This window comes from Companilactobacillus muriivasis, from assembly GCF_036246245.1.
GTDB classification, from domain to species: domain Bacteria; phylum Bacillota; class Bacilli; order Lactobacillales; family Lactobacillaceae; genus Companilactobacillus; species Companilactobacillus muriivasis.
The window spans coordinates 140,187-156,456 of sequence record NZ_BTTQ01000006.1; the positions used below are offsets into that span (position 1 = coordinate 140,187).

The window sequence follows — 16,270 nt, forward strand, 5'->3', positions numbered from 1 at the left end:
TTAAATCAACTTCAAATGTAAATAATAGGGAAGAATTAATTATGTTTTTTTGATTGTGTTAATTGCAAAAAAATAGCCGTCCACTTTTCTAGAAAGTAAACAGTTATTTTATACCATTCAATATTTTTAAAACTCAATCTCAAACAAACCAACACATTTGTCGGAGGTCGCGAGGGATAGAGTCCGCAGTGGTAGTGGTTTAGGTCGGAGAACCTCCGACGGCTTACCTATCCTGCAAATACCCGTGATTCAAGCCTTCCAAATACTCAGAAAACTGTTCACTGTCTTCGATATGGCCGCCCATTTTACCTTTGTACCAATCCAGCTTATCATTCAAAATCGTCCAACTATCTTGTAATTGTTGAAATTCGACTTCAAAGTTTTTACGGACTTCCTCAAGCAATTCAATTCGTTGATTAATTGTCGAATCACCTTCAGCACGCAATTTAACATAGCGTTTTAGCTGCTCGATTGTCATCCCTGTACTCTTCAAATGTAACAGGAAACGGACCCATCTAGCGTCCATATCAGTATAGTAACGGACTCCATTATCAGTTCGGTGGGGCTTGATCAGTCCTTCTTTTTCGTAATAACGAAGTGTTGGGCTATTCAATCCGACCAATTCGGAAAAGTCACCAATACGGTATCTTTTTTCAATTTCTACTGGCATTATTTTTCACCTCTGCTTAAAGTTAGCTTTAAGTGTAACACCTCTTAGAGGTCAACTCCACCGTCAACCCTCAAGACTTGGCCAGTAATAAAGTCGTTTTCCATCAAATAAATATAAGCGGAAGCAACTTCATCAATTCTAGCCACACGACCTAATGGTACATTTTCAGCCACATTATCCTTTTGTTGAGCCAATTGTTTAGAATTCATATCACGCCACAAACCAGTTGGAGTCCAGGTTGGTGACACGGCATTGATTCGGTGATCTGGAGCCAATTCAACGGCTGTTCCTTCAACCATTGTATTGATGGCTTGATTACCGATAATCGCACCAGAAGCATCATAAGGATGACCGCCGGAACCAGATGTCAAAATAATTGAACCTTTATTACGTAAATGTTTGCTGGCAACTTGAACTAATTGTAAATTGGCGAAAAATTTATCCTCAATTGCTTCACGAATTTCTGCCATAGGACTATCCAAAAATCCACCGCCCATAGCGCCACCGAGCATCGACACAATGTGGTCAAACGAGCCATATTTATCAAAAAAATGGTCCAACTGTTCCTTATTTTGTGCATCTAATGAACTACCTTGAATGTTTTCCTCATATCTTAATTGATTCACACGTTCTTGATCACGGCCAATGACATAAACATCGGCCTTTTTGTGCTTAGCCATAATGGCAACTTCTTTACCAAAGCCCGAAGTACCACCAATTATCAGAACTTTATCGTTCTCTAGACTCATAATACTACCCTCAATCATTCATTAGATTTTAGTGCACCAATCATGTCAATATGTTGCAGTTTCTTGTGCGTTACAAGCATAACAATAGCTGTGAAAATTATCATCAATAAAGTTGCAACTAAGTAACCGATCCAACTGATTGTCAGTGGAAAAATCACCAATTCGGTCGCGGCTTGATTAAGGATATAAGCTGTCAATAAATTACCGACTCCATAGCCAACGATAATTCCAAATATCGTCAAAATAATATTTTCTCTGACAATATACATCGTCACTTCATTGTTATAAAATCCTAAAACTTTGATAGTCGACAGCTCTCTAATTCTTTCCGAAACGTTGATGTTGGTTAAATTATATAGCACAACGAACGACAAAACTCCTGATAATAAGATAAAGATCAAAACGATTGGTTTCAATGATGATGACATCTTTGAAACGGTACTCAAAACATCATGCGTATAACTAGTGCCCATCACTTCACCAGAATCCAATAACTTATTAGCTAAATGTTTTCGTTGACCACTCGTCTGGGTCTTCAAATGTAGCAACAAAGTATTTGCGGTTGCCAATTCGCCAAACTTATTTTGATAAACTTCTGGACTCAAGTAGAGAAAATGTCCAATAAAGTTTTCCGTTATAGCGCCTACTTTGACAGTAACTTTCTTGCCACCAGTTGCTGCGACATTTAACTTATCGCCTTTTTTAACATCCAACAGTTGAGCTGTCTTCTTTGATAAAATTACGCCATGTTTATTCAAACTAGTCCCCAAATGAACAAATTTATCGAATTTATTTATCGATGTTGGCGTATAAATATTTACATCATTAACTTGTTCGCCATTAGCTTTCAACTTGGCAGTCGTCGAATTAATGGCTGTACTGCTTTGATATTGCTTATTATCATTTAAAACTTGCTTAACTTTCGTCAAATTAGCATCATCATTCAGCTTCACAACTGCTTGATAATCAAAAATCTCACTATATTGACGATTTCCACTTGCTCCGATAGAATTCTGAATTCCAAATCCAGTTAAAATCAGAGCAGTACCTCCGGCAATCCCGATAATTGTCATAAACATTCGTGACTTGAAACGGAAGAGATTTCGATAACTAACTTTGCTATTGAAACTTAAATGATTCCACAACGGTTTGATCCGTTCCATCAGAATCTTCTTGGCTGACTTAGGAGATTTCGGACGCATTAGAGCTGCTGGACCTTCAACTAATTCTTTTCTAATAACGATTACAGCTGCACCTAAAGTTGCCAACAGCGAGAATATCATGGCTATAAGAATTACCCACCACTGCAAGCTAACCACCCAATTGAGGGCAATATATTGCTTGTAGAGGGCCAGAACGATTCTTGGTAAACTCTCATTTCCAATCAACGCTCCCAAAATAGCTCCGATTACACCGGCTGAAATGGCATAGTAATAGTAGTTTTTAGAAATTTCCCACTTCGTATAACCGAATGCCTTGAACGTTCCGATTTCACTTCTGGCCTCTTCAACCATCCGAGTAATTGTCGTGAACGTTATCAAGGCAGCAATTAGGAAGAAGAACACTGGAAAGACATTGGCAATAGCAGCGATTCGATCTGAACTTTCACCATAAGCTGAAAATCCAGGTAAATCATTTCTTGTTTGCCATGTGTAACTCGTCTTAGCCTTCTTTAAAACCTTTGTTTTCGCCGCATTCAACTGGACTTGTTGTTGACTGGCAGCTTGTGGATCCATTGCACGTAACTGGTCCAACTGTGCTTGTTGCTGATCAAACTGAGCTAAATAGTCAGCGGTAACTTCAGTTGTCCGTTGATACTTACGACCTTTAAACTTCTTCTTCAGTATCGTTAACTTCTTATCAACCGCATCTTTATAATCATCGCTGAACGTATTTTTATCCTTCAAAGAATTAAAATGTAAATTCAGCATTGTTGCTACAGACATATCCAGTTGATTTTCCGGAATATACGCAAATAATTGCACTTGTCCATCCGCAATATTGGTTGACCCACGTGACTGGTTATCAATATATTGTGGTGAATCAGCAAACCCAACTATCTTGTATGACTTGTGATTTAACCCAGAATCATTAGCAAAATGGAACTGCTGTCCTAATTTATAACCGTACTTGGATTTGGCATTCTTATCCAAAACGACTTCATTATTACGCTCAGGCAAACGTCCACTACGCATGATCAATTGGTTCTGCTTGGCAGTTTCATCATAACCATAGAGCGCAACGGCCACTTTACTTTTACCACCAATAACATACTTAAATTTCGTGGCTTCAACTTGAGCTCCCGGAACTTTTCTAGCTAATTTGAGGTCAGTTTCCGAAAACCCTGTTGTTGATAACATTTGAATGTCAGATAAATTTTTGTCAGAAACTGTTTTGTCCAATGAATCATTCAAACTCGGACCAGCAGCTTTGACACCAACAAAAATCAATACACCTAACATGATAATCAAAATAATGGCGATAAATCGTCCTTTGGATTTCTTAATATCGCGCAACATATTTCTCGTTAAAGGACTCATATTTTATCACCTACCATTCAATATCTTGGACTGGAGTTGGATAAGGATTATCTTCAATTGATTGAACCTTGGCATCGTGAATCCGAATCACTCGATCAGCCATTTTTGCCAAAGCCGAGTTGTGAGTGATGACGATAACCGTCTTATTATCAATGTGACTGGCATTTTGTAACAGTGTCAAAACCTGCTTACCAGTTTCATAATCCAAAGCACCCGTTGGCTCATCACACAGTAACAACTTAGGATTTTTAGCCAAAGCCCGGGCAATTGCGACACGCTGCTGCTCACCACCAGATAATTGTGATGGAAAGTTATCAACACGGTCTCCCAATCCTACCGCCTGCAAAGTTCTGGTGGCATCCAAAGCATCTTTAACAATAGCCGAAGCCAATTCAACGTTTTCTTTCGTAGTTAAATTAGGAATCAAATTATAAAATTGAAAAATAAATCCAACATCATTGCGACGGTAAGTAGTCAATTCACGTTCAGAGAACCGGGCAATATCTGTCCCGTCAATAATAACTTGTCCCTCAGTCGGAGTATCCATTCCGCCCAAAATGTTCAAGACAGTTGATTTACCAGCACCACTAGGCCCCAAAATAACAGTTAGTTTTCCCTTATCAACGTTAAAATTCAGATTATTATTAGCAATAATCGTCGTTTCTCCCATGTGATAACGTTTCGATTCATTTCTAACTTCAATGTATGCCATTAGACCCTCACCTTTCTTTGTTACCTACCATTATATAAGAAAACGGATACATCACAAAAAATAAAAAAATAATTTTTAATTATTGGCGCCTACGGGTGACAGAGAATTTTTTTACCTGAGGTGGGACCGGTGTGAGCCAAGGTCTCGCACCTCGATTTGAAGCCTTACCAAAGTCCGGTAAGTCTCCAAATTCGTCCGTGGTGTAATTGCTAAAGCAATAACGCCACCTTCACCACAGGTAAAAAATTCTCTGTCACCCTCCGGCTATTGGATTGCTTGATTGTATGCTCTCTATTGCTAATTCAACTTTAATTCAGAAAAGCAAAAAAAATGTAGCAATCCTTTTTACAGATTACTACAGTTTTTTTGATCAATGGAAATGACCCTATTCAAATAATGGTGTTCTAACACTCCATATAATTTTAAACATAATACTTCAATGCAAATAAATGAATCCAACCAACTAGCCGGAGGTTTCGAGGAAGTGAGGTAGCCAGCAGTGGCAGTGGTGTTAGGTCGGCGATTTTCCGGCCTTACAGCACAGGACGTATTTTGAAATTCGCGGTTTTTGCGAAGCTCAAAATCGAGACTTGAGACCTTGGCTCAAGTCGGTCCCACAGCAGGCTACCTCATCTCCCTCGAAACCGGAGGCGGCATCAAAAAAACTAATTGATTTCTTTTTGCAATTCTTTATCGTAATTTCGTGTTGTAGCATTCATAAATACAAAAATGCCACAGACTATTGTTCCTACTCCCGCAATTACAAATAAATTGTTAACTCCAATTTTATCCGCTAATGGTCCCGCAAATATCAATCCGACTGGTCCTGCCAAACTCATTAGTGAATTCATGATTCCCAGCACTCGTCCCAATTGTTCTGGTGGATAACTCTGTTGAATTATCGCCATCAACAAGGTATTGAAGAATGGTGCTGCTATTCCAGAAATTGCATTTAAGGCAAAGAACCACAAGAATCCAGTGTAATTTTGTGGTAAAAAGCCACTCATTCCCATCGTGATTCCCATGATCAACATTGATACCATGATTGGCTTGAGTCGATCAGACCAGTTTCCCAAGAATCCGATGATTGTTCCACCTATCAAGGCTCCAACTGAGTAAATCATTTCAATAATACCTGCTTGAGCAACTGTACCTTTGAAATATGACATTGTCATTAATGGATACATACTGACTGCTGGCATGAATAATAATGTGAATACGGTTCCCATTAAAGTCATGTACCACAAGCCTTTTTTCGAACGGAGTAAATCTAGGCCAAATTTAGCATCTGCTAAAACACGAACTTTTTCATCTATCTTAGGATATTCAGGGATTTTTACGAACAAGATAATCGTTACCCCGACAATAGCTCCTAAAACGTCAAATAGAATCAGTACGGGCATGGAAATAATAGCGAATAGAAAGGCTCCTAACGCTGGTGCAATGATGTAATTGGCCGATTGAACCATTCCTAATTGACCATTAATTTTCGTCAATTGGTCTTTCGGTACCATAGTTGGCAAAATTGATTGAATCGTTGGCATTTGGAAAGTCTGTGCGATAGCTCTGATAACTAAGGAAATAAAGACTAACCAAAGTGGAAAATCGTGTGTCATGAAGCCAACCATAGCCAATACCACTGCCACTAATGCGGCAATAATATCAGGTACAATCAACAATGCTTTCTTATTTGAACGGTCAACGTAAGGTCCCACAAATGGGCTCAACAAAATCATTGGCAACATTCCTAATAACGTTGCCATACTCAAGACTGTCGCCGATCCTGTCTGTTTGGTTAAATACCAAATAATCGCGTATTGCACAATCATGCTGGTAATTCCTGATAAAAATTGACCTGTTAAAAATAGATAGATATTTTGACGCCAATTTTTCATTATAAGTGTGTCTTGTTCCATAAAAATCCCCCCTTTATTTTGGATTTGTCACAAGCTGAAAAATCTTATCATATTTGTTTTGGGTTATCAATAATTTTATTTTGGGGCGCTCCGGGCGACAGAGAAATTTTTTTACCTGAGGTGGGACCGGTGCGAGCCAAGGTCTCGCGCCTCGATTTGAAGCCTTACCACAGACCGGTAAGTCTCCAAATTCGTCCGTGGTGTAATGGCTAAAGCCATAACGCCACCTTCACCTCTGGTAAAAAATTTCTCTGTCACCCTCCGCTTTGTTTATTTGCTTCAGTGCCTTTTAGATCCTTTTAGGACCGCAAAGATAAAACCCTTTAAGGTCAAAACATAACCTAGGCTTCGCCTGCGAGGTGCTTTAGAGGAAAAACATTTTTATAGAACATTTAATACAAAAAAAGCCACAAACAACCTTTTACGATTGCCGTGGTCAATTATTTTATACCATTTTTAAAATTACCAAATATTAATACGTTTATCTGGAGCTAGCCACATTCCGTCTCCTTCTTTGACATCAAATGCATCAAAGAACTCATCTAAATCTTGTGACATTACATTCGCACGCATTGGTTGTGGCGCATGTACATCTGTTGCTAGTAAATCTTCGTTATACTCTTGTGTTGCCTTGAATCTCCATGATTTAGCCCATTGGATGAAGAATTGTTTAGGATCATAGTCTGGTTCTGATTTAGCTGCTTCAATCCCACAGCGCATTCCACCAACATCGGCGATATTCTCACTAACAACTAGTTTTCCATTAACCTTGCCGCCTGCATAAACGATACCTTGGAATTGATCAATCATTTCTTGTGTTAATCCTTTGAAATGGGCATAATCTTCTTTTGTCCACCAATTATGCATATTTCCATATTCATCAAACTGTGCACCGTTATTATCGAAGGCATGGGAAATTTCGTGAGCAATTGTTGCCCCAATTCCGCCATAATTTTCGCTACTTGTTTGTTTCAAGCTGTAGAATGGTGCCTGCAAAATTGCGGCTGGGAATGTGATGTCATTGCGTGTTGGATCATAACATGCATTAACCATGTGTCCTGGCATTGCCCATTTTGTTCGGTCAACTGGTCGTTGATAGTCATCCAAGTTATCTTGTACCCAAACTTTATTCAGTTGGACCATATTGTCATAAAGAGTGGCCTTTTCATCAACTTTTAGCTTTTTATAAATTGCTTCAACTTTATCGGGATAACCAACTTTAAGAACAATCTTTTCCAACTTAACGATTGCCTTTTTCTTGGTATCTTCACCTAACCAATCGTTGTCATTGATTCGTTGTTCGTAAATATCAATCATTTTCTTGATCATTTCACGGACGTCTGCTTTGGCTTTTTCACCAAAGTATTTCTTACCATAATAAACTCCGACAACTTCGCTAAATGTACGTTCTGCCAAATGATAAGCGTATTTAGTTCTTGTAGGCAATTCTTTGGCACCACTACGAGCTAACTTGAATTCACCATAAATTTGACGGAAATCTTCACTGACAAATTCAGCGTTATCCATCAAATATCTAACAATCATCCACGCCTTAATATTTTCAAAAGTATCATCATTAACAAGCTTATTTAGGTTATCCATGTATCTTGGTTGTACAACAATAACTTTTTCGGGAGTTGCCTTAATTTCATCGGTAACCCAGGTCTTCAAGTCCAAAGTATCTGACTTAGCACCAAAATCATTAAATGAATAAGGGTTATAAATTTCAGTATATTCAGCCCATTCTTCAGCACTCTTTACGACTGGAACCAACAAACTATCAAAAGCTGAAGCTTTCTTAACGGTATCTTTGGCATCTGTATCGCTATAACCTAATTTTTCCAATAACTTGGTAGCAACGTCCACATATTTAGCCAACAATTTATGACCAAATTCATTGTCGTCGTCATAGTAAGATTTTTCAGGCAAGAATAAATCAGCACCATCCACAAAGACGACGTTCTTAGCAGTATTTTTCATATCTGCTTCAACGAACATACCCAATGGCAAAATAAAATTATCTTTACTCAAACTGGCAAAATTTTTGCTCAAATCAGCCACTGAACTCAATGCTTTGATACGATCAATGTCTTTCAAGATTGAGTTGTTCTGCACCATTTGAGAAGTTTCTTCGTTGTTAGCTACTCGATATAGTTTGATGGCTTGCAAAAATTCTGAGTCATTAATTGAACTATCATCTTTAGCAAAATCATGGAATTCCTGCATGAGATTCTTTTCAATCTCCAATTCCAAATCAACGGAAGCCCCGGCACTGGATTTATCAGCTGGAATTTCAGCCTTATCCTGCCACTCGCCATTAACTGCTAGATATAGATTGTCTTTATAATCGGTTGGTTTTGTATCAAGCGCCAAATCCCCGGCACCACCAATAATTTTATTAATTCTCAATTAATTCACCGCCACAACTTATTTTGTATTTCTATGGTACTCTTCTAATTTAATTAGAGCAATTGTAATATTAAGAAATATTGTATATATATTGCCGCCTCCGGTTGGCAGAGAAATTTGGTCTGCTGTGAGGAACGGCCCGAGCCAAAGTACGGTCTCGGTCCTCGCTTTTGAGCCGAAACCCGTGTCTCAAAAGTCGTCCTTGTATTGTAAAAGCTTTGTTCTTACAATACATTTCACTGCGGGCCAATTTCTCTACCAACCTCCGGCTAAGTTTACTTCCAGAATAGATTATTACGCAAATCATTAGCTTATTTTATATAAATGCTTGCTCAATATATTATGTAATTAATTTTGATTTAAGGCTATTCCATGCTTCAAATACAGTTACACAATCTTAATTAAGGAAAAAGCAGCAATCCAAGAACCTAGCCGGAGGTCGACAGTAATATAGTCATGCAATGGGTGTGGCGTTAGTGCTTTAGCACTTACACCACAGGGCGACTTTGGAGACTTACTGAACTGTGGTAAGGCTTCAAAGCGAGGCGTGAGACCTTGGCTCACGCCGGTCCTGATAGCATGAACTATATTACTGTCGGCCTCCGGCGGCATAAAAAAACGAACAAACTTAAAAGTTTGCCCGCTTATAATTTAATTTTACCAAATATTAACTCGCTTATCTGGATCTAACCACATACCATCGCCTGGTTTAACATCAAAGGCATCATAGAATTCATCCATGTTTTGAGCCATAACATTAGCACGTAATGGAGCTGGTGAGTGAACGTCAACTGACAAGAACATTTCTGTTAATTGCTTAGTTGACTTGTTTCTCCAAACTTTTGCCCAGTTAGTGAAGAATGCTTTGACATCAAAGTCTGCATCTTCCTTAGCTGCTTCTAGAGCACAACGTAATCCACCGACATCGGCCACGTTTTCACTGACAACCAAAGTACCATTGACCTTGCTACCAGCATATGGAATGCCGTCAAATTCATCGATTACTTTCTTAGTTAATTTTTGGAACTTAGCGTAATCTTCTTTAGTCCACCAGTTGTTCATATTACCGTATTCATCAAATTGTGCACCGTTGTTATCAAAGGCGTGAGAAATTTCATGCGCAATAACGGCACCGATACCACCAAAGTTTTGGCTGCTTGTTTGGTCCAAACTGTAGAATGGTGCTTGCAAAATAGCGGCTGGGAATGTGATGTCATTTCTTGAAGGATCGTAACAAGCGTTAACCATGTGTCCTGGCATCAACCATTTTTCACGGTCAACTGGCTTGTGGAATTGATCCAATGAATCTTGAGTAATAATCTTCTTGATTCGAGAAACGTTGTCATACAATGAATCATTTTCGTTAATTTGGAATTTGCTGTAAATGTCTTGAATCTTATCAGGATAACCAACTTTGATAACAATCTTATCAAGTTTAACGATAGCTTTCTTCTTAGTATCTTCGCTCAACCAATCGTTGTTAGAAAGTCTTTGTTCGTAAATTGAAATCATCTTCTTGACCATTTCACGAACGTTTGCCTTGGCTTTTTCACCAAAGTATTTCTTACCATAATAGGCACCGACAACTTCACTGAACATGCCTGAAGCAAAGTGATAAGCATACTTAGTTCTGTTTTGAAGTTCCTTAGCTCCACTCTTAGCAAGTTGATACTCACCAATTGTTTGACGGAATTCTTCATCAAGAATTGAAGCATTGCCTGTTAGGAATTTAACCATCATCCAAGCTTTAATATCTTCAAAAGTATCGTCATTAACTAACTTGTTCAAATTGTCCAAGTATCTTGGTTCAGTGATAATAACTTTTTCAGGAGTATCGTTGATCAAATCTGTTACCAAACTCTTCAAGTCAAGCTTGTCTGATTTAGTAATAAATTCAGTAAAGTCCATTGGGTTGTAAACTTTTGTATAGTCAGCCCATTCTTCAGAACTCTTAACGATTGGAAGCAATGCCTTATCAAAAGCCAATGCCTTATCGACAATTTCTTTAGCATCGTCCAACTTGTAACCAATCATTGAAAGCAAACGGCCAGCGATTTCAGCGTACTTAGCTAACAATTTCTTACCTGATTCATTGTCTTTATCATAGTAAGATTTGTCAGGTAAAATTAGACTAGCGCCACCGATGTACAAAGCATTCTTAGCGGTATCTTTCATATCAGCATCAACTTCGCCATCAATTGGCAATGGGAAACCATCTTTTGATAGTTGAGCCATATTTTCACTCAAATCTTGTAAGCTATTCAAATCACTGATTCTTTGCATATCTTTCAAAATTGGTTGTTGGTGAAATTTACTCAAGTGATCAACGTTGTTAGTCAAACGATATAGCTTAACAGCTTGTTCCATCAATTCGTCATCTAATTCTTTTTCCCCGTCAGCAAATTCATGGAATTCTTTCATCAATTTCTTCTCGACACCTTCGTCAAGATCCATGAAACCACCAGTACGTGACTTATCTGAAGGAATCTCGGCCTTTTCTTGCCAAGCACCATTGACAGCCAAATACAAATTATCTTTAAAATCGGCTGGCTTGGCGTTAACCATGTCACCTGCACCACCGACAACTTTACTCATTAACATATATAATTCACCGCCGTTATTTTTTAGTGACTACTATATCACTCTTTATAATTTATTAGAATATTTATGATTCAGTTTTATTTTTTCACTGCCGCCGGAGGGTATTAGAAATTTTCACCTGCTGTGGGGACCGGTCCGAGCCAAAGTTCGGTCTCGGACCTCGTTTTTGAGCCTTGCAAAACCAGCAAGTCTCAAAAATCGTCCTAGTGGAGTAAGAACGAGAAATTCACTCGTCCTAACTCCTCTTCCCACTGCTGGTGAAATTTCTAATACCCTCCGGCTCTGTTCTTTTGTGGTCTGTAATACTTTGCAATAAAAAAATTCTCGGTACCCTACTAAAAAAGCGGACATCTGATTTAGATTGTCCACTATTTTATTTGTTATTTATTTTTCGTACTTTTTTTGTAAGTGCTTTTTTATCGCTGATATGTGGGGATTAAAACCTCTGTTTATATAGGCAGTGGCTCTAAAACGAGTTCCGCAGGCCAATTTCTTCCGCTTTGCCTAACTTCCCAAATCATCCGCAAAGTACGCGGATAATTCGTGAAGTTAGGCAAATGCTCGGAAATTCCCAGGTCTGCTCCACTCTCTATCTGATAACACTAACTGAGCACTTAGAATTATTCACAATCTTTGCAGCTTGCGAACCGATTGTATTACGTGTTCTGTTCTTCTCTTCAACACCAACAATCACTAAATCTGGTTTGAAACTTGGAATAACTTTATCAACTATTGTTGTGCCTGGTGTTCCTTCGGTTACCATCAAATGGATATTCTTAACTCCATAGTCTTCGGCTTTTTCGCCATACATTGCTAGAAGTTCTTTAATCTCTTCGCGGCGTTCTTTCAAAACTTCTGGATCTAGTGATTGAAAGATATTCAAATCGCCAGTTTCCAACACTGAAACAATCCCTAGTTCGGCATTATGGTGTCTTGCTAGTGAACAGGCATAATTAAAAGCGTTTTTCGATGACACAAAATCGTCTGAATCGACACAGATTAAAATCTTAGAATAATCTACTTTTTTAACTTTGTATCCTTTTATTTCGTCCATCAATAAAGCCCCCTAAGTTATTTAAAGTCGCGTCCTTTGTTCTCTTCGAAGTACTCATCAAATCTCTTAACGTAATTGTGGAACATGTATGTCAACAACATCCAACGTCTGAACGATCTGTCTTTATCATAGAAAACAGTTGTTCCAACGCGGTCTTGCTTGATTAATTCGTCAGCATATTTAGTTGCATCATTTTTAGCAGCATACTTGTTGAAGACTTTAACTGGTACACCTAACCAAAGCTTGTGTTGAGCTTTGTTCTTGTTGGCATAAACGGTTGGTTCGTTCTCAAGGCTGCCTTCAACGTAATCTTCAACAACGTACTTAGCCAAGTTGTAGCCATTCAATGTGACAAAGAAACTACTTCTACCTTGACGTAGGTTGATTTCAAAGAATTTGAAAGTATCGTCACGAGAGTCATACTTCATATCGAAGTTAGCATAACCGGTGAATTCAATATCTTCAAGAAACTTTTGAACACGGTCGTAAACATCCTGATTGAATTCAGGCACGATTGCGACGTAATTACCAATTGATTGAGGTGTTGGGTCTTCCAAAATTGGGTGACCTAAACACATCATCTTGACGTGGTGATCTTGATCAACATAGGCATTCAAAACACGCATGTTGGAATCATCACCAGGGATAAAGTCTTGTAAAATCAAGTCAGATTTATAGCCATTGCCATAAATTTTACCGACAATACTCATGTATTCTTCTTGTGAATGGATAGTGAAAGCTTTCTTACGGCCTTCAAAATGAATATCCAACCATTCAACACTGTTAGCAGGTTTTAAAGCCACTGGGAAATCAAATGGCACATCCATATCCTGCTTATTTTCGTACATATCTTTTGTAATGATCTTTGTCAAAGGATGTGGCAAACCATGTTTGTCGGCAACATTATAAAAGCTCTCTTTATTATTCAATGATTTTAGTAAATCATAATCAACATATGGGCAGACAAATGTCTTTGATAATTCTTCTTTATGTTTGCTGATAAGTTCGGCATAACCATCACCACAGCCAATTAAAATAACTGGTTCTTCGTGATTTTGGTAAACTTTAGCAATTTCACGCATTTTTTCAATAAAAACAGGGTCTTCAGAAAAGCCTGGGTGAAGTGTTAAGTTTAAGATTTTTGTATATCTTGTAGGTGCCAATTGGATATCAGCATAGGCCTTAACAGTGCCCCCATAAAGTTCATGGAAAGCACGAGCCATTCCGTAAACATTCATATCACTACCTAATAATATAGGCGTGAATTTTTTTCCTGATTCAGTTTCGATAGGGATCAACCTCTTACTATATTAAAATTCTATTTTTAAATTTTCACACATTTCAAACAAAATTATACCATATTCAATTTATCACAACGAGTATCGCTGTGGGTTTTAATTTCCTAGCCTTATCCTTTTCTTAATTTATCACTTGAAAAAGGCATAATACGGCGTATCTCTAATAAATCTGTTTGAGACGGCTGATAATTATTTTATATCGGCGGTTATTAATATATCACATATTGAGAGTAACGTCATAACGCTACTCTATTTACTACACACATCAAAAAAACTCACATCTACATGAAGTAAATGCGAGCCATCGCCTCTGATTATCATTGAACGGTATTTCCTTTATCGAAACAACTATTCATCAATAATGGTGATATATTTTTTGTCAGCCTTGATATTACAAGCTTCATGAAACATTACTTGAAATAATTAATTATAAATTTCATTTGAAAAATCATTAATAATACCATAAACGATTACAACAATTTAAATTGACCAATAATTCAAATACGCAATAAATCCATGCTTTATTGCCATTGCATAACGATTGTAACGGTTTAAACAGCAACCTTAAGCATTCATCAAATCAACACTATCAGCGTCCACAAACTCGTTAGTAGTTATTTGATAATACTTGTGATCACCGATCAATGCTTCTTTAGATGTTTGCCATGTACTCAAAGCACCCAAGCCACGGTTAGTTAGCTCTTCGGCACGACTATTAACCAAGTGTGTCATAACAACATCTTTAGTCTTAACAATATTTTGGAACTCTTGATAACGGTAAACATCTTCAGCCTTGACCCATGAATCGCCTACAACGTGGTAATATTTTTGGGCTCCAATTTGAAGTTGTTTATCACTGAACCAGCTGTAATTTTGACGCAATTGGTCACCTTTATTAACTTGACCATTAGTGTTGTACGTTTGAGCTGATTGAATATCAGGATGTACTGTGACATAATGCATGAATTTTGAAACTTTACCCTCTACTACAGGCTTGACTGGTTCTACCTTTTCTGCCAGACTCACTTTCTCTTCAGGCTTAGTCTCAGTCTTCTCTTCTGGTTGAACTTCCACTTTTTTCTCAGGCTTTGGCGCAACTTTTTCAGCTAATTGTACTGAAGAAGTGGGCTGTATTCTTGGCGTTACAGGTTCTGCAGGCTTTACTGCTTCGACTGGTTTATCAAAAGTAACTGTTCTAGGGTCAACTTCTGATTCGATTTTTGTATAGTTAACTTTATCGTCACTGATTAAACCTTTATCTGTAGCGGTAACATGCAAAATCTTTTTATCAGCGTTATAACCAATGATTTGGGGAACCATCATTTCAAAACTGCTGCCAATGTATTCTGGACGAATATCTTCTGGAACATCCATAACGATATCTTTGTTCAAATTATTGGCGATGATCAATTTGAAATCACCTTGGTAAGCTTTCTCAGGTTTAACAACCCAGTTACCTTTATCATGGTGCTTCAACAATTCAACTGAACTGATACCCTCCTTGTTGGTTGGTTTAGGATTCTTAATTGTGCCCGTCCCAACATCAATCCAAGTTCGGTTGACCAATTTCAAATTATGTTCTTTATTCTTGGGTACAACGAATTTTTCACCCAACTTGAGTGACTTGAGAGCATCGGAAGATTGGAACATATTATCCATACTCTTAACATTTTTCGTGTCAAAGTTTGATAAATCCAACTCTTCCAAGGTTTCACAACCAGCGAACATTCCGTTCATATTAGTAACTTTTTTGGTATCAAAATTTGTAATATTAAGCATGCGTAAATCGCTGCAGCCACTGAACATCTGTGACATATCTTGGACACTATTAGTATTGAAACTAGATAAGTTTAATTCTTTTAGTGACCGACAATTTAAAAACATTTGGCTCATATTTGTTACATTGCTAGTATCCATTTTTCCACCCCTGATTCTGGTTCTAAGCAGAATTCCCCTAACGGATTCTGTTTAGAAAAATATCAAGTTTACTATATCAAATAATCTTGTCCACTATTTAAGTTTGGCAATAGTTTTATTGTTTCTTAACTTTATTATGGGGTGTATTGAAATATGCCGTCTCCGAGTGCCAGAGATTTTCGCATGCTGTGAGGGACCGAATCGAGCCAAGGTCTCGATTCTCGCTTGAAGCCTTGCACAAACCGCAAGTCTTCAAGTCGCCCTGTGGTGTAATGGCTGAAGCCATAACGCCACTTCCACTGCATTTGAAATCTCTGGTACTCGGAGACTGGGTTTGTGGTTGAATCATAAAGCATTCTTATTTGGCAGTATATTTGCTTTTTCCAATTTTTGCTAAAACCTAT

10 protein-coding genes are annotated in these 16,270 nt (G+C 38.0%); all 10 read right to left on the bottom strand.

Going from position 1 to position 16,270, the window contains the following annotated elements:
- Positions 1 to 223: 223 nt before the first annotated feature.
- The 10 genes from AAA923_RS08255 to AAA923_RS08300 all read right to left on the bottom strand — a co-directional run bounded on the left by AAA923_RS08255 (position 224) and on the right by AAA923_RS08300 (position 15,866).
- Complete coding sequence (locus AAA923_RS08255) at positions 224 to 670, bottom strand: MerR family transcriptional regulator (RefSeq protein WP_338216249.1); 447 nt, start codon at positions 668 to 670, stop codon at positions 224 to 226.
- Positions 671 to 714: 44 nt separating this feature from the next.
- Positions 715 to 1,419 carry an SDR family oxidoreductase gene (locus tag AAA923_RS08260; RefSeq protein ID WP_338216251.1) on the bottom strand — a complete coding sequence of 235 codons (705 nt, stop codon included), beginning with the start codon at positions 1,417 to 1,419 and terminating at the stop codon, positions 715 to 717.
- Between the two features lie 14 nt (positions 1,420 to 1,433).
- Positions 1,434 to 3,959, bottom strand: coding sequence for an ABC transporter permease (locus tag AAA923_RS08265; RefSeq protein ID WP_338216253.1), 2,526 nt, complete (start codon positions 3,957 to 3,959; stop codon positions 1,434 to 1,436).
- 10 nt (positions 3,960 to 3,969) lie between these two features.
- Complete coding sequence (locus AAA923_RS08270) at positions 3,970 to 4,671, bottom strand: ABC transporter ATP-binding protein (RefSeq protein WP_338216254.1); 702 nt, start codon at positions 4,669 to 4,671, stop codon at positions 3,970 to 3,972.
- 665 nt (positions 4,672 to 5,336) lie between these two features.
- On the bottom strand, positions 5,337 to 6,587 hold the full coding sequence (locus tag AAA923_RS08275; RefSeq protein ID WP_338216255.1) for an MFS transporter: 1,251 nt from the start codon (positions 6,585 to 6,587) through the stop codon (positions 5,337 to 5,339).
- Between the two features lie 462 nt (positions 6,588 to 7,049).
- The gene (locus AAA923_RS08280) at positions 7,050 to 8,996 is read right to left on the bottom strand and encodes a M13 family metallopeptidase (RefSeq protein WP_338216257.1); all 1,947 of its coding nucleotides are present in this window, start codon (positions 8,994 to 8,996) and stop codon (positions 7,050 to 7,052) included.
- A 657-nt stretch (positions 8,997 to 9,653) separates the two neighbouring features.
- Complete coding sequence (locus AAA923_RS08285; protein ID WP_338216259.1) at positions 9,654 to 11,597, bottom strand: M13 family metallopeptidase; 1,944 nt, start codon at positions 11,595 to 11,597, stop codon at positions 9,654 to 9,656.
- Between the two features lie 589 nt (positions 11,598 to 12,186).
- Positions 12,187 to 12,651: a universal stress protein gene (locus tag AAA923_RS08290; protein ID WP_338216262.1), complete on the bottom strand. Its 465-nt coding sequence runs from the start codon at positions 12,649 to 12,651 to the stop codon at positions 12,187 to 12,189.
- Between the two features lie 17 nt (positions 12,652 to 12,668).
- A complete protein-coding gene (locus AAA923_RS08295) occupies positions 12,669 to 13,889 on the bottom strand; it encodes a carboxylate--amine ligase (protein WP_338216318.1) in 1,221 nt (406 codons plus the stop codon).
- A 624-nt stretch (positions 13,890 to 14,513) separates the two neighbouring features.
- Positions 14,514 to 15,866 (bottom strand): BspA family leucine-rich repeat surface protein, encoded by a 1,353-nt coding sequence (locus AAA923_RS08300; protein WP_338216264.1) that lies wholly within the window; start codon positions 15,864 to 15,866, stop codon positions 14,514 to 14,516.
- Positions 15,867 to 16,270 lie beyond the last annotated feature (404 nt).